Origin of the sequence: Longibacter salinarum (assembly GCF_002554795.1) — a bacterium.
Taxonomy (GTDB): domain Bacteria; phylum Bacteroidota; class Rhodothermia; order Rhodothermales; family Salinibacteraceae; genus Longibacter; species Longibacter salinarum.
In genome coordinates, this window is record NZ_PDEQ01000005.1 from 239796 (window position 1) to 258492 (window position 18697).

The 18697-nt window shown below is 60.0% G+C and carries 16 protein-coding genes; 1 reads left to right on the plus strand and 15 read right to left on the minus strand.

Features of this window, described 5'->3' with window-relative positions; translation table 11 throughout:
- Positions 1-119: 119 nt before the first annotated feature.
- The 6 genes from CRI94_RS11060 to CRI94_RS11085 all read right to left on the minus strand — a co-directional run bounded on the left by CRI94_RS11060 (position 120) and on the right by CRI94_RS11085 (position 8276).
- A complete protein-coding gene (locus tag CRI94_RS11060; RefSeq protein ID WP_098075768.1) occupies positions 120-1832 on the minus strand; it encodes an OmpP1/FadL family transporter in 1713 nt (570 codons plus the stop codon).
- 144 nt (positions 1833-1976) lie between these two features.
- Complete coding sequence (locus CRI94_RS11065; protein ID WP_143815374.1) at positions 1977-3638, minus strand: hypothetical protein; 1662 nt, start codon at positions 3636-3638, stop codon at positions 1977-1979.
- A gap of 203 nt (positions 3639-3841) precedes the next feature.
- Positions 3842-6613 (minus strand): phosphoenolpyruvate carboxylase, encoded by a 2772-nt coding sequence (locus CRI94_RS11070; protein WP_218919383.1) that lies wholly within the window; start codon positions 6611-6613, stop codon positions 3842-3844.
- Between the two features lie 150 nt (positions 6614-6763).
- A complete protein-coding gene (locus CRI94_RS11075; RefSeq protein WP_218919384.1) occupies positions 6764-7213 on the minus strand; it encodes a YybH family protein in 450 nt (149 codons plus the stop codon).
- Positions 7214-7268: 55 nt separating this feature from the next.
- A complete protein-coding gene (locus CRI94_RS11080) occupies positions 7269-7706 on the minus strand; it encodes a hypothetical protein (RefSeq protein WP_098075770.1) in 438 nt (145 codons plus the stop codon).
- A gap of 39 nt (positions 7707-7745) precedes the next feature.
- Positions 7746-8276 (minus strand): cupin domain-containing protein, encoded by a 531-nt coding sequence (locus CRI94_RS11085; RefSeq protein WP_098075771.1) that lies wholly within the window; start codon positions 8274-8276, stop codon positions 7746-7748.
- 737 nt (positions 8277-9013) lie between these two features.
- On the opposite strand from CRI94_RS11085, the gene CRI94_RS11090 reads away from it, so the two are divergent.
- Entirely contained in the window at positions 9014-10474 is a 1461-nt protein-coding gene (locus CRI94_RS11090; RefSeq protein WP_098075772.1) for a serine hydrolase, read from the plus strand.
- Positions 10475-10523: 49 nt separating this feature from the next.
- On the opposite strand, the gene CRI94_RS11095 is transcribed toward CRI94_RS11090, so the two are convergent.
- The 9 genes from CRI94_RS11095 to CRI94_RS11135 all read right to left on the minus strand — a co-directional run bounded on the left by CRI94_RS11095 (position 10524) and on the right by CRI94_RS11135 (position 18487).
- Entirely contained in the window at positions 10524-11663 is a 1140-nt protein-coding gene (locus CRI94_RS11095) for an outer membrane protein assembly factor BamB family protein (RefSeq protein ID WP_179862266.1), read from the minus strand.
- Between the two features lie 612 nt (positions 11664-12275).
- A complete protein-coding gene (locus CRI94_RS11100; RefSeq protein WP_143815375.1) occupies positions 12276-12812 on the minus strand; it encodes a hypothetical protein in 537 nt (178 codons plus the stop codon).
- 361 nt (positions 12813-13173) lie between these two features.
- The gene (locus CRI94_RS17700) at positions 13174-13383 is read right to left on the minus strand and encodes a hypothetical protein (protein ID WP_179862267.1); all 210 of its coding nucleotides are present in this window, start codon (positions 13381-13383) and stop codon (positions 13174-13176) included.
- A gap of 300 nt (positions 13384-13683) precedes the next feature.
- Positions 13684-14370, minus strand: coding sequence for a hypothetical protein (locus CRI94_RS11110; protein ID WP_098075776.1), 687 nt, complete (start codon positions 14368-14370; stop codon positions 13684-13686).
- A gap of 59 nt (positions 14371-14429) precedes the next feature.
- Positions 14430-14597 carry a hypothetical protein gene (locus tag CRI94_RS17705; protein WP_179862268.1) on the minus strand — a complete coding sequence of 56 codons (168 nt, stop codon included), beginning with the start codon at positions 14595-14597 and terminating at the stop codon, positions 14430-14432.
- Positions 14598-14753: 156 nt separating this feature from the next.
- Positions 14754-14984 (minus strand): DUF433 domain-containing protein, encoded by a 231-nt coding sequence (locus CRI94_RS11120; protein ID WP_098075778.1) that lies wholly within the window; start codon positions 14982-14984, stop codon positions 14754-14756.
- Positions 14985-15597: 613 nt separating this feature from the next.
- Positions 15598-17034, minus strand: a complete 1437-nt coding sequence (locus tag CRI94_RS11125) for an alpha/beta hydrolase family protein (protein WP_098075779.1) — start codon at positions 17032-17034, stop codon at positions 15598-15600.
- Between the two features lie 376 nt (positions 17035-17410).
- On the minus strand, positions 17411-17758 hold the full coding sequence (locus CRI94_RS11130) for a DUF3024 domain-containing protein (protein WP_098075780.1): 348 nt from the start codon (positions 17756-17758) through the stop codon (positions 17411-17413).
- 294 nt (positions 17759-18052) lie between these two features.
- Positions 18053-18487, minus strand: a complete 435-nt coding sequence (locus CRI94_RS11135; RefSeq protein ID WP_218919385.1) for a YybH family protein — start codon at positions 18485-18487, stop codon at positions 18053-18055.
- Between the last annotated feature and the right edge of the window lie 210 nt (positions 18488-18697).

The window sequence follows — 18697 nt, forward strand, 5'->3', positions numbered from 1 at the left end:
GCGCAATCCGTGGCTACAAGTGTCGAAACGTGCGCGCACCCCAATCAAAAGCACCGCCGCCCCTGACCAGGACGACGGTGCCGCGACGTGTATCGGTTGTTTGCTTCTGAGGCGTGTCGCTAGAATTTAAACGTCATGCCGAGCATGAACAGGTTGCGCACCAGGTCTTGCTGAATGGTCGGCGGCGCATACACTGCAGTGTCGAGCGGCGGCTGGACGTTGCCGAGATTACCAGTCGCGGTCGTATTGTACGGTTGAAACGAATCGTCCATCCGCTCCTGCATCCAGCCCACATCAATGCGAAACTGATCGTTGACCGCGTAGCCGAGTCCGCCGGACACATACAGCCGGTCCCGTTCCGTCGAGTTAGCGACCGCACGTCCTTCGCGCGGATCCGGACGGTAGGCCAGTCCACCTCGAAGGGCCAACCCCTGCTCCAGTCGGTACTCCACGCCACCGCGCAGGTTAAAGACGTACGAGTAGTTGTCGTCGATAGCGTCCTGGATCGAGGCAACGCCAAACGCAGGACCCGTCGTCGCCTCATCGACATCGAGTTGCGACCAGTCCACAAACTCGACATCAGCGCTCAGCAGAAGGTTGTCGGTGTCATACTCCATACCTGCACTCAGGCGGAGGGGCGTTCGCGTTTCATACTCGATCCGCCCTCGTCCTTCCGACTGAAACGTGTTGTCCATCCCATAGGACAGCACGCCGCCCTGGTCGAACGTCGTCTGGACGGCTGCCAGCGTGTACGTCCGATCCACCGAGGTCCATGTCGGAGACTCGAACGACACCCCGAACTTGATCGCGTCGGCGAGTTTTGCTGAGACGCCCAGGCGCATGTTGAATCCAACGATATCGTCCTGATATCCGTCCCGATAGAGGATCTGGTCGAGTCCCGTGTAGACCGTATTCCCGCGGATGACCTCGTAGTTGTCGTTGCCGCCCTGATCGATCTCGATCAGCTCCTGTCGAAATTCGTAGGAGCCGAAGATAACGTTCGCACCTCCACCGACCATAACGTTTTCGGCCGCCTCGAATGCCGCACCAAAAGCTACCTCGTTGATGCTTCCATCCCGGTTCACTTCGCCGATCTGACGGATTTGCGTCCCTGGAAAGACCGCTGGTTCGAAGGGATAGTCGCCGTTTTGAAAGGCTCCGTTGAAAAACTCGATGGCCCCACCCTCATAAGCGATGAACGCCCTCGGCGACTCGAAGAAGTCGATTTCGCCCGTCGGGAAGCCAACGTCCTGAATGTTAGGCAACAGCGAACCGGTGACCGACGTCCCTTCGGCCTGCCCCTCGTACTCCACCTCCTGTGTAAAGTCTGCCGAGCGGTGATAGGACGCCGCAAAGGTCAGACTGCCGCGAACCGTCGGCACCTTGTAGACGGCATCGAAGTTCGAAAGTGTCGTGTTCGGAGTGCTGGCCTCCAGATCGAAGCCGGAACCCGACCCCGGAGGTTGATAGGCCGCGTTGGTCTGCGCCGTCAGAATGCTGAATCCTCCGCCGGCCTGCGACGACGACGCCCAACCAAGTCCAGCCGGGTTCGTGTACAGCGCGCTGGCGTCGCCCGTACCGGCGACACCTGCACCGGCGCGCCCGATCGACCGAGCCGTCACACCCGGAAGACGTTCCGAAAAGCGAAAGATGTCATCCGCATCCGGTACGTCGGTCCGTGCGTTTATCAGGCCGCGATCGCGCACCTGCCCGACGGCCGGTGCCACATCGGCCACCGCGAACAGGAGAAGGACGAGCGTTAGACTCGTGCACCAAAACCACTGCGAGCGGCAAGAGCCTGAATCATCGGAGTACTGTGTGTCGGTTTTCATAAGTCGATTGAAACCGGTGGGTTACAGACAAGGGGAGTTGAAAGCCAAGGGCATAGAAAGGGCCCGTGGCACGAGTACACGGGCCCGGATGAAGCGTCACGTAGCGGTCCGCTGACCGTGCGAACCAGTGTTCACTGTGCGGGACTAATTGTCGTTATCGCGACTGGAGGACCGACGCTTCGATGAGCGGTCGGAGGAGCGGCGACTGCGACTGGAGGACGCTCGACTTTTCGAGCGCGTCCGGCGCGACGATTTTGCCTTGCTCCGGCTGCGAGAGGTACGCGATGTCGCCCGGCTACGGGTTCGACGACTCCGTGACTTTGACGCGCGGCTGCGATCTCGCGTTGAACGGGTTCGAGCAGAACGGCTGCGTGTTTTTGTGGCTCGGCTACGCGACTTCGTTGCCCGGCTCCGCACGCGGCGAGACGAACGACTTTTCACGGCATCGTCGGAGCGCCGGGACTCGCGGGTCGTCCGGGCCGAACCATCGGAGCGCGAGCGCCGCGTCCGGTCGTAGCTACGGGAACGGTCGCGGGAGCGGCTGCGATCATAGCTCCTCTTATCGTCGCTTCGACGGGAGCGGTCGTAACTTCGGTCGTAGCTGCTCGAGCGATCGTAACGTCGAGACCGATCATAACTACGTGAGCGGGCATCGGAGCTCCGGGACCGGTCGTAGCTCCGGTCATAGCGTGTCTCCGAGGATGCGCCCCGTCCGACGCGGCCGGATCCTGTTCGGACGATCCCACGCTTGTCGTCGCTTCGCCGAGATCGTGCAGAGCGCGATCCATCGTCCGAGCGTCCACTACGCCCAGTACGAGCGCGTGAGTTGTTGCCGTCGTCGCGAGACGAGCGGGCATTACCCGAGCGGCCAGCATCACCGCGGTCGCTGCCTCGGTTGGCGGATCGACCCGCGCGGCCAGAGTTCGACGAGCGACCCGTGCGAGCAGCGCTCCGATCATCACCCGAGCGGGAGCTCGAGCGGGCAGATCGTCCGTTACTGCCGGAACGGCTGCGGGTGGTGCCGGCGGATTGACCGTCGTCGCCGCCGCGCGCACTTCGTCCTACGCGACCGCTGCTACCGGAGCGGGATGTTGCAGATCGTTGTTCACTTCGCGCGCTCGATGCTGAGGAGCGACCCGTCCGGCCCGATGTCGCGGTGCGGCCAATACGTGCGGTTCGGACGTTGTTGTCCGTCTGGCGGCCCGCCGTTGCGCTTCGCCCGGTGCGACCCGTGTTCGTATTGCGCGGAACCGTGTATCGGTCGCGATCGCGGCGGTAGTTGTAATAGCCGTCGCGGTACCCGCTATAGTAGTAATCGGACGGTCGATACCAGCGGTACCGATTCCGCTGATAGTACAGGCCGTTCCAGTAATAGCGACCGGAGCCGTAGTAGTAGCGCGAATAGGAGTAGTAGGGGGAATATCGATGGTACGGCCGGCGGTAATAATTGTAGTACGGATCGCCCCAGCGGAACGACACGGAGAAGCTTACCCCGGAATAAAACGGATCGTAGACGAAGGGGTCGTAAAACGGGTCGTAGTAGATCGGGTCATACAGCGTCAGATACCGATAATGGCGGACGCGATACCGATCGTAGGCATCATGTCGGTCGTACCGGCGGTCATATTCGCGACGGTATTCATCTGCATATCCTCGATCCGCGTACACCCGATCGTCGCGGCGCTCCTCCTCGACCGTGGCGAGTTGCGTATAACACCCCGTCAGACTCGTCGCAGCTACGAGAATAGCAAGAACACCCGCCAGGTGGCGAAGTCCTCGAAATGTGGGAGTCGGTAATCGTGTCATGATGGGGCCTCGCATGTGAGCCGCGATCCGTTTTTCTTAGTTAATGCTTAGACGCATTTGTTTTCCCAAAAGTTCGCGAGATGGGAAGGCGTCAGATCTTTCACTTTCTTAGCCGCTTCATCACCGAAGAAGGTAACATGGCTTTTGATCCGGAACGGACACACCGTCGCATCACCGGCGTCCCCTGGTCCGGTCTACTCTTCCTACCCGGTCGTACCGAGCCCGTTGGCGATAGCATTGACGGTCAGCAACAGCTTCAATAGCAGATCCTCATTCTCGGCCCCCCGACCCGCTCGCCATTCTCGAAGCAGATCGACCTGCTGATGGTGAAGCCGGTTGAGCCCTTCCTGGCGCAGGTTCAAAAACTGCTGCACATTGGGCCGCTTCTCCGCCAGCGAACCGGAGTAGATGCACTCAAGCATTCGGCGCGTCCGATCGTACTCGTCTTCGACCTTTGTCATGACACGCCTGCGGAGGTCGTGGTCTTCCACGAGTCCGGCATACTGCCGCATAATCTCTGGATTCGCCGTGGCCAGGCTCGTCGCGACGTTGCTGATGATGTAGTGCAGCGGCGACCAGATGAAGTTCTGCTCCTTCACCGTCTCGAATGCATCCGGGTGTTCGTTCTGCAGCCACTCCAGTGCCGTCCCGGTGCCGTACCAACCCGACAGGTAAAAGCGGGCCTGACTCCAGCTGAACACCCACGGAATCGCCCGCAGGTCGGCGATGGTCTGCTTGCCTGTTCGGCGTGCCGGACGCGACCCGATCCGGCTGGCTTCGATTGCGTCGATCGGCGTCGCCTTCCGGAAGAACGGGACGAATCCATCTGTATGGATGAGACGCTGGTATGCCGCGCGGCTCTTCGCTGCCATGTCGTCGAGCGTCGACTCCAGTGCGTGCTTCTTTTTTCGAGTATGACGCTGCCGAGCCGTGGCGCCGGTGGTGCCGGCGATCAGCAACTCGAGGTGGTAGGCGGCATTCAGCCGGTTCGCATACTTCTGTGCAATCGTTTCGCCCTGTTCGGTGAGTCGCAGATCTCCCTGAAGCGAGGAGTGCGGGAGCGCGTTAATGAATCGGTGCGTCGGTCCGGCGCCCCGGCTGATCGTTCCTCCGCGTCCGTGGAAGAAACGAACACGCACGCCGTGCTCTCTTCCGACACTGGCGAGGGCATCCTGCCCACGATAGAGATTCCACAGACTCGAGACGATGCCGCCGTCCTTGTTGCTGTCACTGTACCCGATCATCACCTGCTGCACGGGCTCGGTGGTGCCTTGCTCCTCCTGAAGGTGGGCGAGACTCCGCTGCGTAAGCGAGTGCGATAGGAAATCGTCCAGGATGTCCGGCGCGTTGTGCAGGTCGTCGATTGTCTCGAAGAGTGGCACAACCGGGAGGCGACACACGAGCCCGTCCTCCGTCTGCGCTGTCAGACCGGTCTCACGCGCCAGGAGGTACACCACGAGGAGATCCGAAAGGCTCCGCGTCATACTTATGATGAGCGCCCCAATTCCATGCGGACCGTACTGTTTGATGTACCACGACACCTCTCGATAGGCATCGAGAACCGCCTGCGCCTGCGGCCCGAGCTCCATGTCCGGGTGCGTCAGCGGGCGCGGCGAGGACAGCTCCTCATTTAGAAAGTTGAGGCGCTGAGCCTCATCCCACTCGAGAAACGCCTCACCGTCCATGCCAGCCGCCGACATGAGCTGGGCGACGGCCTCATCGTGAAACTGGCTGTTCTGCCGGATGTCGAGTGCGGCCAGATGGAACCCAAACGTCTGAACGGTTCGCAAGACAGGATCAAGATCACGGTGCGCGATGCGATCTGCCTTGACGGCCAGAAGCTGCTCCCGCAGAAAAGACAGGTCGTCTTCGAGTGCATCGGCTGCGTCGTAGGCCTGCGGATGATCGGACAGCGCCCCATCCTCGATCGGAAGACGTGCGATCATCAGGTTGACGAACTGACGCCACGGTTCGTCCGGATTCCGCTCCACCGCATGCCGCCCTCTTTTCCCAAGGGCATTGGCGACCGCCTCGACCTTTGCGTGGAGAGGCTCCGGCGGATCTTGCAGGAACTCCGACAGGCTGAGCCGCCGCGTTAGGTCCGTCAGCTTTTCCTTGAGAAGCTGCAGCGCGTTGATCCGAAGCTCAGCGAGCGTTTCGCGCGTGGTGTCGGACGTGACGAGCGGGTGTCCGTCCCGGTCGCCTCCCACCCAGTTGCCGAAGCGGAGACTCGGCTGACCATCCGGACGATCCAGAAGGTCCGCATCGAAATCCATCTCGTCCCACGCCACCCTCAGCCGGCGATCCAACTCCGGGAGGGCGTCGGGGAAGACATTGCGGAGGTAATGAATGACGTTGCGCCGCTCCGACGCCAGATCTGGCTTTTCCAAATAAATCTCGCCGGTCCGCCAGAGGCGCTCGAGCTCCAACTTCATCGACTCCCGAATTTCGCGGCGCTCGGACGGCGTCCACATGTCGTTTTCGCGCTCCACGAGCAGCAGGTATATCCGGCGGTGATGCTCCAATACAGTTGCCCGTTTGGCTTCCGTCGGGTGCGCGGTGAGGACGGGCTCCACCCGCACATCCTCGAGTACCTCCGCGATCTCTTCGCCCGATAGGCCTCGCTCCTTGAGGCGCTGTAGATTTTGCTGCCACAGGCCCGAGACGTTGGCCAGTTTGCCCTCATGCTCAAGGCGACGCCGAAGCTGGACCGCCGCATTTTCCTCGACCATGCTCAGGAGTTGAAACGCGATCGAGTAGCTCTGCGCGGTCCGCCGTGGGCGGCTCGTCTTTCCGGCCGACTCGCCCTGTTCGCTCCAGGGCAACCGCTGAGCGAGTTTCTCTTCGCCGAGCTCCCGCAACACCTCGCGGAAACAATCCATCACAAACTGCAGATCCTGATGAATCTTCTCCGCGCTCTCTTTAAGCCGTGTACGGGGAATCATGGGCTCGGTCGCGTCTTGAATCGAGGGCATGTGAGTCGTTCGAATCGACCGTTTATCTCCCCCGTTCCGCCCGTAGCGCGACGCGTTCGTATCTTAACGTGGAGGCTATGCAAACTGGATTCCTTCACCGGAATACACCTTGCGACGTGACAAGCAGAGCGACTCAGAAGTTTTCCTACATCAACGGTTTCCGTTGTCCATGTCAGCCGCGATGAGCCAGCGGCCGTCCGGTCCCCGCTCCAGCGTGAGAATGAACTTGCCCGCATCCGGCCACTTCGGCGTCGACGTGTAGCCTCCCACAATGTAGGCGACCGACCCGGATTCTTCGTACGATAGCGCACGCAGGTGCAGCCGCCCGCCGGACTCCCGGTAGGCCTCTTCGATGGCCTCGCGTCCCCGCACCGGCGGGTGACCGGGCCGTAGCACGAACCCATCCTCCGTAAAGAGCACCGCCAGAGCCTGCGCGTCGTGATTGCGCCATGCCTGCTCGTAGTCGCGGAGCACACGGTCGAACTCGGGCGGTAGCGTGATGGACGCGTGTTGGTTCGTCGCCGAGGAATCCGCCTCCTGGGAGAACGCAGTAGACACCGAGATCAGGCTGCAAAGCATCACGATCAGAAACGTGCGCATGGGAAGCATTCGATCATGTTCATAGAATAAACAGTCGTGTCAGAGAAACGTGGCGCTATTCGGCCAGGCGAGGGCGCAAATATCGCCGGCTCGACGACACAGAGGCGAGCCCGAGAATAGCCAGCCCCAGCAGACCGTATATCGGCTGGAGCGGCGGAGTGGGCTGGTAGCCGATCACCAATATCTCGACGCCGATCCAGACGACGAGGGCGAAACCGACGGAGAGCGAAGCAAGCCACGCCCCCTGCCAGCGCTGCCGTATGCCGTACCAGACCACGACCGGGTACAGGCCAAGCACGATAAAGAGAATGACGCCCGGCATCAGGTAGGAATCAAACGGGGAACCGTCCAACCACTCGATCGGGATGGCGAGGGACGCACCGCTCGGATCGAGGATCAGACCGATTCCACCCGCGAGGCCGCTCACACCTTGGAACAGAACCGCTGCGGCAAGGAATCGAACGGATACGGGTCGTCTATTTTCAGTCTCCATGATCGTGTGATTCGGGAATCGAGGTCCGGGTCCGAAACGCTATTCCTCATCGTCTGCCTGCCAACTCCGGTGTAGTGGGCAGTCCGTGGGGTCGCTGAAATACCCGCAGTCGTCGCAGCGAACGACACCCGGTTCGTGGCTCAGGTTCGTCTTTACGACGAGCGAAGCGGCGCGGCGACCAACCTCCGGGCGAATCCGGTGGCACTGACCGGGCGGGAGCACCGCCGTCTCGTATTGCTTCACCTCGCGGGTCTGCAGAGCGCCGTCGTCGAGGTACTCCATCGTCAATTGACCCTGGAACGTGACGTAGACCTCGGTGCTGCCGGGATGATAGCCGGGGACGGCGGCTTTGGGATTGTCTTCCGGAAGGACCGACAGCAGCACGCCAACGTCTTCACTCCCGAAGCAAAAGTCGTTGTCTACCCGCGAGCCACAAAGGTAGACAGCCGACTCCCCGCTCGCCCGCATCCCCTCCAGTAAAACGTCGAGGCCGTGGCCGTCCGACGCCAGCGCCTCTCGGATAAGCTCCGACTGCGTCTCGTAGCGTTCCTCCTCGCTCCACTTCTCCATAGTTCGATGCTATTGACTGGATGAGAGATCGCGTCCGAGTGGTTTATGGCAGCGTCGGCGCATAGTAAGGAAATAGCAGGTCAGCGCACGTGATCGCACAATCCACCCGAGGCGTACGCATTGTCCCTACCGTCGCATGGCCGTGCGACGGTAGGGAGGTCACATCGACCGGTCTGCTGCGTTCATCTCCAACCGGCGAAGCCAACATTTGCATCAACCAGAAAGTAGACTGCCGATTGCTGCAAAGACAAGAAGTGCGGGAGACTCGCTCAAGCACAAGATCACGTATGGACGAGAGAGGACGACCAGAAATAAACCTGCTGGGCCAACTCACACGGAAAAGAGATGGCTATTGGCTGATCTGTAAGCAGTGCGTGTCGCAGCAATCACTCCGCTTCTCCGGGTAGCACAAGCTCATCTAGCGAAACAGAAGACGGACCCGATCGCCGTTTGACCCGGCCTGTCTCGCGCTCGCCACATTGTAGCCAACAGCCGGCAGACTATATTACAACCGAATGAACTAATGTATAGTTTACCTTCTTATGTCGTACAATAACAAGTACAACAACCCCACCTACTGAACCTCGGCATAGAAACGGGAGACGCTTCCCTCTGTCTTCTGCTATCTTTCCTGGCAGACGGTCCCGCGCGGTGTGCACATCCCGGCGGATCCATTGTTCAGCGAACGCACCGGCCCGCACCAAAGGCTCTCTTCGCTCCAATCTGATTTGCGCTTCATGTCCATTTTTTGCGCTCCCGCACGTGCTGCCCGTTCGATGGCTCTCCTGTGGATGCTCCTTCTTCCATTCTCGTCCGTTGCCCAGACCCAGACGATGACGCCGTCCTCGGAGAGTCGCCTTCTGATCGAACAGGCGTCGAAAGTAGCCAACCTCTTCAGCGACAACCCCAGAGAGAGACTTCGGGAAACGCTCGGAGAGCCGGAACCGGACGTTCCGGATGCAGACGCGGACAGCTATCGTCGACTGTTTTCTCCCGGCTTCCTGGCCAACGTTTCTAGCGTTCAGTTGACGACTATCTTTACAGAGTACCACCAAAAGTATGGCGTTGTCGACGACGTCCAGCTCCGACGCGCCGAAAATACGACGACCGGATCCTTCTACTTTGTGTTCAGTGAGGGATTTCGCATTCCGGTCAGGACGTTGAGCATCGAGTCGCGTCCTCCTCACCGGATTACGGGACTGTTTTTCGGACCTGCCGAGCCCGTTCAGCGAGCGTCGTCTCTCGATGAGATCACCGACCGGTTTGCAGAGCTACCTGGCCACGCCTCGTTTGTCGTGGCCCGAACTGATTCAGCAGGTCGTTCGAGCGTCCGCCTGGAGGAGGAGACACAGGATGACGGCGCGTTGAGCATGATTGCCTCATACCAGGAGAAAAACTCGCTGGCCATCGGATCTGCTTTCAAATTGTACGTGCTCGGCGCGCTGACGGCGGACATTGAGGCGGGCCGCCGGTCGTGGGACGACGTAATCATGTTGACCGAAGATGCACGGTCGTTCCCTTCCGGATTTCTGCACACGTGGCCTGGCGGCTCTCCGCTCACGCTCCGCACACTTGCCACCCTCATGATCTCGCAGAGCGACAACACAGCCACGGACGCCCTTATCCGAGAACTCGGGCGACGCGCCGTTGAGGAGATGCTTGAGCCAATGGGCCATGCATCGCCGGGCCAAAACACTCCGTTTCTCACGACGCGGGAGTTCTTCGCGCTGAAGCACGACTCGACGCAGGCCGACGCGTACGCTGCCGCTGCCGTCGAGCAAAAACGCCAGATGCTCGACGGCGAGATCGCGCAAATGAGTCATGAGGACATCTCCATCCAGTTTGCGAGCCCCAACCGAATCGACACGGTCGAGTGGTTCGCTTCCGGCGCCGACCTCGCGCGGGCTCTTGCCTGGTTCACGAGGGACACCGACGCCCGCACGGTCGCACGCGAGATCCTCTCGGTAAACGAGGGCGTGGACTTCGAGAACGACTGGACATACGTCGGCTTCAAGGGCGGCTCCGAGCCCGGCGTGATGAGCGCAAACGTTCTCCTCCGCTCCCCGAACGGCCCATGGTACACCCTCAGCGTGGTGCAAAACAACGCGGAGGCCGACATCGACCCGTCCTCCCTCTTTAGCCTCGCAAAACAGGCTGCTCAGCTTGTCTTCGAAGCGTCAACCGACCGCAAAGACTGACCGCCTTCGCAGGCGGCCTCCATTCTGAAAGAACGGTCTCTCCCGGAGATTACTCGACGGCCTGAAGATAGCGACTGGAGGCGAAGTAGAGCCGACCGTCGCGAATGATCGCTGTCGAGCGGACGCCGTCTTCTACAGCAACCTTCCCGATCTGCTTGCGCGTCTCTGCGTCCACGGCATAGAGGCCGCCGGCTCCCCCAACGTAGAGGACCCCACCCGAACTGGCGAGGGCCGTGACGTACGGTTCGACATCAAATTCTGCCTGCCACAGTTGCTGGCCGGTGTCGGCCTGAAGCGCAGACAGACACGTGCCAGCGTCGCAGGACGTCCGGTAATACAACACGCCGTCGTACAGGGTCGGAGAACGATGAATCGCCCCCGAAAGGGAGGCCTGCCATTGCTCCTCCCCGGTACTCTCATCGAATGCATACAGGCGCCCCTCCATGTTTGCCGCGTAAACAGTTCCCTGGGAAACCACCGGAGAGCCGATCGGGCGCGTCTCAACGTCTGGATGCACGCTCCACGTTACGTCGCCCGAGTCTAGGCTCAGGGCAAAAAGCTCCGCGTCGCCATTCATCACGTAGAGCCGCCCGTTGGCGAGAGCCGGCGCATGCTTGACCTGGCTCCCCGCGTCGAATCGCCACTGTTCCTCCCCGGTGGCGTGATCCAGCGCGTACACGTGGCCGTCGAGATCTCCAAACAGGACGATGTCACCATGGACAATGGGATCGCCGCTAGCGAGTCCCTCTTCATATCGCCACATCTCCTCCTGCGTCTCCACGTTCACGGCATACAACGTGCCGCCGCTCCCGAAGAAGACAATGCTATCGGCGAGGGCGGGTGCATGCTCAATGCTGGCCTGCGTGTCGAACGCCCATTTCTGCTCCCCCGTCGATCGATCCACCGCGTAGAGGTGGCCGTCGTAACTTCCGACATACACCACGCTGTCGCCAATCGCTGGGGCCGACTCAATACGTCCGTAGTCGTCCCCCGAGCGTCCCGGCGCCTGAAATGTCCACACCGAGGTGTTCAACGTGGGAGCTGCGCCAGGATACGCCCCCGTTCGCTTCAGGTCATTGTCTGTAATCGTCGGGGTGACGGTACCCGAACTGCACCCGGCGAAAAGCAATCCGACGGCGAGTACGACGAGCAAACGCCCGCTGACGAGAATGCGAATTGGTGATATCATCGTTCTGGAATAGACGTGACAACCATAGCGAGCGTCGCAGTGTGGCAACCGGACGTGTGGGAAAGACTGCAGACCGTAAGACGGTGAAGCGAGCAGGGACGCGGTACCGACGTGCGAGGGACACTCGACAACACTCCGACTGGGCTGCACAATCAATGGTAATAAAACGTTGTGCGATTTGTAAACAAATGGCACCGCTGATGAGGCAATGGAGCGCGAATGCTCGTTTCGGCGAGCCGTCCTGGCAAGAACAGCCCCCTCCATCCCCGCCGCGGATGGTCTGCTGAGGTCCGGGGCGGTCGCGCTGACGCAATTCAGGCTACCGTCGCGCGGCCGTGCGACGGTAGGGTCGCGCTTCATGTCAGGACAGAATCGCGAGGCTCATGACTGAAGTCGTCCAGATCAGGGACATGGATCAGGCCATGCTGAAGCACGCGGACCAAATGCATGTTCATATTTGACCGGGGTGTCCATCCAGACCGTTACGCACGATGTTCACCTCTGCATTCACTCAATCCTTCATGTCCCATAACGCCTCTGTCGGCGTTCGATCATCGGACGAGGTGAAGGCGAACCAGAAAAGCACTTAGTATAGGCGCGTCCGCAGATCCTTCAATGAAATAAAGCTTGGCTGTGTCGGCAAAAACGATCGCGCCGCGAGGGGAAAATACGCCGCCTGAAGACCCAGAGCCATGCCGCAAGCACGATCAGGATGGAGCCTCCATGCACGGGCCAGCGCCACCAGCCATGGACAACATCCCGGCGCCCACTGAATTGATCGGGTGAAAACCGAGGGGACGCTAATTTTGACCAGACCAAAAAGGCATCGCCCATAGGTAACCGCCCGCCCAGATAGCGCTTTTCTCCCTGAAATGTCAAAGGAAGGCCGAACGCCTCGATGGTCTGCTCAAGGGCATGCGCAAACATCCTGTCGCCGTAAATCTGCGCCGTCCCGAGGCCGACAATCGTAGCCGACGCCCCCATATCCAGCACCACCGGTCCAGAGTCCACATCTCCCGTTCCGGTCGTCCCGCGCGGGTATTCACGCACGCCGGGCAGCCCGCCGCGCATCGTCAAAAACTGTCGGCGAAACCGGCGGTAATGCTGTTTCGCAACAGTCGAATCGATCTCCCTCAACAGCCGCAGCATAAGGACCTGCGACGACCCTCGCGCCCCTTCCACGACCGTTCCCGCCAAATACGATGTGGAATCAGGCCCATTGCCGGATCGAGTCGGCGTCTCACATCCGAGAGCCATCGGCTCACGACCGCTGCGTATTCCGAGGGGTACATTCGGTCATGAAGATGAAGAGCTGAGATCGCCACCATGGCATCGGCGGGCCACGCCGCGCGACGATAGGACGGAAGAAATGGCGTGTCCTGATTGCGAAACGCCTCGGCAATCTCCCGGCCGTTCTTCTTGAACCGGTGGACCTGAACCGAATTGCGCCGGTCCCGTCGTTCGAGGATATCCGTGGTACCCCACTGCATAGCCCCCAACGACAAGGTATCTAACTCCGTGTTCGCTCAACAACCTCAAAAACTCTCGAAAGTCGCTCGGAAGCCGGATCGTAGTCATAATTGAGTTGACGCATCAGTTCAATGGCGGCGAGTCGCTCTTCCGGCGAACAGGATTGCCAGTATGCACGATCATCCGACTGCTCCGAGAGCGAGGTGACGGAAAAAGCTGACTTGTTCAGTTGAAACGACTCCTCTTCCATGGGGAATATTTTTTTGACGTGGAAGCATTGCGCCTTCCCTTACCTCCCTACGCCCGCGAGGCTCCCGAAGAAACATCCCAGAGGACCTAAATTCCATTTTTTGAGACGCATTCCCTCTCGCCTATCCTTACCATGTAGATAGTCATATTCGCATCGTTCTTCTGCAGGCCCTCCTAGCCTGCTGTAGATGCCGGACGGGGGGGTTCGGTCCCAACTCTGTCGGTGCAAGCGGCGACCAAGACACTGGGGGCAATGAAATACAGAGCGCCACTTGGCGTGTCGTACATGCTGGGAGCTTGCCTATGCCGACGGATCTGCCCTGTTTGCCGAGGCAGTGACCGGTTTCGTCCGGTAAAACAAGACAGCCAGCAGCGCCGCGACGACCAGGAAGACGCCGAGGTAGCCGACGATCCCGATGTTGCGCAGGCTCATGTCGCCCGTGACCACGCCACTCAGTCCAGCGAGGGCGAGCACGCCGCTCACGATCATCAGCACGCGGATGGAGGTGGCCAGGCGGCTGCCGCTGAATACCGGCGCAGCGAAGAGCATCGACAGCGCGAAGAAGACATCCCACGCCAGGATGTCGAGGGCGTAGGCGACGGATGGCCACTCGAAGCTCGCGAACAGGGAGAGCTGCGACAGCTCTGCAAACTCCGGCTGGCGACTCAGGGTCAAGATGACGAAGTGGACCGAGGAGGTCACCCCGGCCAGTATAGCCATAAAGACGACCGACGTAAGACTCATCGTCTTCGCCCGCGGCGGCGCCCACGCATGCACCACGACCATGAGAGCCACCATCGCCGGCATCATCGCGAGGATCAACACCTCGAGCACGGTGAACATCGGCTCGCCGATGGGCTGCTCCGGGGATTCGAGCGAGAGGAACCCGAGGACGAGCGTCACGGCGTAGGCCAGCTGCAGAACCACCACGCTCACGGCCGAGGCAATTCCCAGCCGACGCGCTGTTGCCGTAAAGTCGGGAGTCATGTCGATCTCCAGATCGGGTCGAGGGGCAAGACAGGAGGCCTTTCCGCCACAGAACAGGCTTATGCCACCACAGAAACGATCTGTCCGTTTTCTGCTTCGCGCACGGCGTCTACAATCACAGGTACCAGTGGCAGAAGCGTCTCGGATTCGTTCGTCGGCGCGGAGATCGTCACAACGGCGAGATCGTATTCGCCGGGATTCTGCTGGTACTCAATACACTGATCCATCGTAAGCAGTACATCGAACTCCTCCTGCGCACGATTGAGCAACTCTCCATTCTTGATACCTGCCCATCCACGTTTAGGAACCGTCACCACGTCAACGCCTTGCTCTATGAAACGCCACTTGAGCTTGCGGCGGAATGTTCTCGTCGAAAAGAACCGTCATGTGGCAGGCGGTGGCGGCTCTTCGGCAAGAACGGACTCTTCCGCGAGCTGCAAAAACGCTTCCGCCTGCTCGCGCTCGACGCTCGGAAAGTCATCGAGAAACTCGTCGATACGCTTTCCATGGCGGAGATGCTGAATAAGCGAGTCGACCGGGACGCGCGTCCCCGTAAAAACAGGGGTCCCGCCCAAGATCTCTGGGTCTCGATGGAAAACGTCTTCGCGTTTCATCGCATGTCCTGCAGGATGAGGAAAAGGCATGAGGCACGGATAAAGATCTGACGTGCCCTGCCTGTCGATGATTCGAAACGCTCGGACCTAGAGCCGAACGGTTATCTCGTTCAGCAACGTTCGCCTCGCCCTCCATCAAGCACACGGGAAATCACGTTGGATCAAACGATACTCGACCTCTGCGGCGGCGAAGGCAGACAGCATGTCGCGATAATCGGGATTCAGCACGGGACTCGTTGCTGGAGGAATGTGCTTCGTTGTAGGAGCCTGCTTCTTTAAACGCCCAGGCTTGCTGGGTCAACGGTCACACCGTCTGAATGCGTTCCGCTGGCGAATGCGTTCGAACATCGTCGTTCGACCGCTGCTCCGCAACGTCTCGCACGGTTATCTCGCGACGCTTCATGGCAGCCTACGATTCGTTGTGAAAATCAACGACACGTCCCAATCCATCCGCCAAACAGGTTATTCAAACCGGTAGTCCCAGAAAAAGATCAAGGACCGCAGCCTGCTCGGGGTGCCAACGGACTCGATACTCCTGCTCCGTTTCCGGCATCGTGAACCGCAAGTGTCCTCTCGGGCGCCTTCGGGTCCAGGATGATGCGATCATGCCGCCTCATTCCGAAGAGGCCTCATGCTGCGTCACTTCCCGAACCCAGTCGCTCAGTTGGGCCAGCACCTCCGGCGCGATCGTTGTTTCGCTCACCGCGTCGTCGCTGGACCGTGCCGCTTCGACCGGTCGAAGAAAGTGGTTTAGGCCCTCGACGGTTCGAACCGAGATAGTATCGGACGGGCTTTCTACGAGGGCGGCGCGCATCGGGCCGGCGTTTTGCCGAGGGAGCACACCCAGGTCCTGGCCTCCGAAGAAAACGAGAATGGGCACGTTCACCTGCCGGAGCGCCGGACGCGGATCGTAGCGGGTAAGGTCCCTGAACCACGGGTGCGTATTGGCTTCCACTTTTAGTTGCAATCGGTCATCTCCGCCCTCTTTTTCTCCCAGAATAGTCCGAAGCTGTTCAGCAACATCCGCGGAGTCTCGGTCGGAACGAAGAATATCGAACACCCGGCGCGACTGGTCATGGATCGAATCGACCTCGACCGCCGACGCTCCCGTGGCGTCGGCGAGCCGCGCGTTCTGCCCAACGAGGACCTCGTAGCCGGTCACGCTCGGCGGTGCAAGCAAGGCGAGGAAAGCTACCTCCTCGAATTGATTGTGGACCCAGGGCGCAATCATCCCGCCCATGCTGTGTCCGATCAGACCAACCTTCGTTGCATCAACGCCCGGCTGTTCTTTCAAGAAGCTCAGCGCTGACGCCGCGTCTCGGGCCAGATCTTCAAGGTCCGCCGCGTGAAGATGTCCACCCGACTCGCCCGCACCGCGCATATCGTACCGTAGAACGGCAAAGCCCCGGCGGGTCAGGTGGTCGGCGAGAACGTGGAAAAATTTAAGTCCACGATGCTCGTAGTCACGATCATTTCTTCCTGTCCCGTGCAGAAGCACGACGGCAGGATGCGGTCCGTCCTCGTCCGGCCTGGAAAGGGTTCCTGCGAGTTCCACCCCGCCCGCGTCACTTTTGAATTTGACCTCCTCGGTGCGATAGGGGTACGTCTTATCGGGATGCTGGGGACGCGATGAAGTCGTCGATGCCGCCTCACCGGCACCACCCTTCTCGATCGGTGTCAACGTGAGGGTCGCCGAGCGATCGCCCTGAGTCCACGTGCCCTGGATGACCTGCTCTTCAAGCGACACAGCACCGTGAAACCGGGCACCCATCTGATCAGACTGCAGAAAGAGACTGTCGCCCCGGAGACGCGTCTTGGAGAATGGCGCTCCCATCTGGTCGGCACGGTCGGCCAGAAAGCCGACCAGCGACCCGTTTGCACTGCGCTCTAACCTGATCACCGGGCGAAAGTACGCCTCCTCCGCCGACCAGGCGCCTGCGATTGTAGAATCGGACCGCGCCTCCTGTGATGATGCAGGAGTGGCAGCTATGAGGAAGAGACCTGCGACAAAAAGAAAGAGCCGCTGTGAGAATGGAAAAGTCGTGCGCATCGCGTGCACTGTTCGAGTCGCTTTCAGACAAGTGTGACCTCCTGCTTCTCCGGGACAATTCTCGGTCCGCCACTCGCCCAATCGGATGAATGCAGACAGGGGATCAATGAGTCTTAAATGTCTAAATAGTGACCAATAAACACAAACAACCTGCTAGTAATCTATGCTTTGTGACTGATTCTGTACGAGCGTCTCGCTACTCCGTCCCTCCGCCCTGTATCGTCGCGAGAATCAGACCCTTTGATGAGGGAGGTCGGGGCACCGATGGACTGCGCCGGGGATTCGAGCACGTGGCCTGCTCCCACGTACGCGTACGGCTCCCCGTACCACGTGACTGAACCTCGCATCTCGAAACGAATGCAAGCGGCCATTCAGGCTATCCATAGAAGCAGTTGTATTCATCTTCCTCGACAAGTCGCAGGAATTCAGGCAACTCCTGCACGATCGGGTCCGGTTCATATCCGTACCACTTCAGGTCCGCTCGCTGCCAGAACACGCGCCAGTGGTTCGTTGTGCGGACGTAGGTCGTCTTCGCGACCGCTTCTTCGATCTTCTCCCCCGGCCTAAACATCGACGGGCGAATTTCGAAAATGACCACGCTCTGTCTCTCGATTCGGTAGCTCAGGTCGACCTTGTCTCGAATCTCAGCAGGCGGCCGATTCCTCTCGATGTATGCATCGAGGATCGACTCGTAGGTGGCGAGTTCTTCCGTGGAAAAGGCCATCGGCGTGTTCGTACGGTCCTGATGTTGGCTCAGATGTGGGTGCCTCTGCGACTCCAGACATTGATGGGGGAGGTGGCTCAGACGTATGCTCCCTGGTTTTGCCCCCTTCGCTAGCTTGTCATGACGTAGCACTGCTGTCTGAAAACGTGTCGCGAGCTTCGCACTGTCAGTTGAGATCCGCAGTAACGTTGTTCTGCAGAGCCGAATATACGCCGCGCTACGATATCGCACCACCGACGACGTTCAAAATCGGCTCGGGCCATGCCGATAGCACGTGGTTCGCGACCTTCCACCCTATCCTGCTGGCGATTGCAGGCGGCCGATCACATCGATCATCGCCGGCGACGTGTCGGTGTGGTGATGGACCAGCTTCCACTCTCCGGATTCGCGCCGGTAGATGTTCGTCACCCGATGCTCCAGGTCGACCGCGTGCCCGCCCATCTTGAGCTCGCCGTGCTCGACGCCAATTTCGTACGCCAGATCACCGATCACTTCGATGTGCTGATCTTTCAGGCGGATCTTCCCGTCACTGGATATTTCCGCCACCTGATCGAAGGACTTCCTCACGGCATCCCACCCGACTTGCCGACCGCCGATCGGATGCATCGTCGTGACCGATGAGCCGTGCGACCAGCTGTCCGCCAGTGCGCCGCGCTCTCCATTCGCCATCCGGTTCAATCCATTGTAGAACCGACTGGACGCGGTCCGAACCTCGTCTTTTGCTGACATAATGTGCCTCCTTGTGTTGATGTCTGCGGCGGGGCGCGCGATTCCAACCATCCTCCACATCACCAACTCATCAGGCCGCCGTAGCGCGTGGTTCTGAGGATGGCGAGCCCCCGACCCGATCTACGGAACGGCCCACTTAATCAATATACGCACCGCGCTTCGAAGGTCTTGTCGCCGTGGAGAGCAAAGACGAGTACGCCAAGGGCCACG

Bases quoted from the DNA above. Each gene is read 5' to 3' on its own strand.
- CRI94_RS11135 (WP_218919385.1), bottom strand. From the start codon at position 18,487: ATGTCAGCAAAAGACGAGGTTCGGACCGCGTCCAGTCGGTTCTACAAT.
- CRI94_RS11075 (WP_218919384.1), bottom strand. From the start codon at position 7,213: ATGCGCACGTTTCTGATCGTGATGCTTTGCAGCCTGATCTCGGTGTCT.
- CRI94_RS11095 (WP_179862266.1), bottom strand. From the start codon at position 11,663: ATGATATCACCAATTCGCATTCTCGTCAGCGGGCGTTTGCTCGTCGTA.
- CRI94_RS17700 (WP_179862267.1), bottom strand. From the start codon at position 13,383: ATGGAAGAGGAGTCGTTTCAACTGAACAAGTCAGCTTTTTCCGTCACC.
- CRI94_RS11120 (WP_098075778.1), bottom strand. From the start codon at position 14,984: ATGAAACGCGAAGACGTTTTCCATCGAGACCCAGAGATCTTGGGCGGG.
- CRI94_RS11090 (WP_098075772.1), top strand. From the start codon at position 9,014: ATGTCCATTTTTTGCGCTCCCGCACGTGCTGCCCGTTCGATGGCTCTC.
- CRI94_RS11065 (WP_143815374.1), bottom strand. From the start codon at position 3,638: ATGACACGATTACCGACTCCCACATTTCGAGGACTTCGCCACCTGGCG.
- CRI94_RS11130 (WP_098075780.1), bottom strand. From the start codon at position 17,758: ATGGCCTTTTCCACGGAAGAACTCGCCACCTACGAGTCGATCCTCGAT.
- CRI94_RS11060 (WP_098075768.1), bottom strand. From the start codon at position 1,832: ATGAAAACCGACACACAGTACTCCGATGATTCAGGCTCTTGCCGCTCG.
- CRI94_RS11125 (WP_098075779.1), bottom strand. From the start codon at position 17,034: ATGCGCACGACTTTTCCATTCTCACAGCGGCTCTTTCTTTTTGTCGCA.
- CRI94_RS17705 (WP_179862268.1), bottom strand. From the start codon at position 14,597: ATGGATCAGTGTATTGAGTACCAGCAGAATCCCGGCGAATACGATCTC.
- CRI94_RS11070 (WP_218919383.1), bottom strand. From the start codon at position 6,613: ATGCCCTCGATTCAAGACGCGACCGAGCCCATGATTCCCCGTACACGG.
- CRI94_RS11100 (WP_143815375.1), bottom strand. From the start codon at position 12,812: ATGCTGCGGCTGTTGAGGGAGATCGATTCGACTGTTGCGAAACAGCAT.
- CRI94_RS11110 (WP_098075776.1), bottom strand. From the start codon at position 14,370: ATGACTCCCGACTTTACGGCAACAGCGCGTCGGCTGGGAATTGCCTCG.
- CRI94_RS11080 (WP_098075770.1), bottom strand. From the start codon at position 7,706: ATGGAGACTGAAAATAGACGACCCGTATCCGTTCGATTCCTTGCCGCA.
- CRI94_RS11085 (WP_098075771.1), bottom strand. From the start codon at position 8,276: ATGGAGAAGTGGAGCGAGGAGGAACGCTACGAGACGCAGTCGGAGCTT.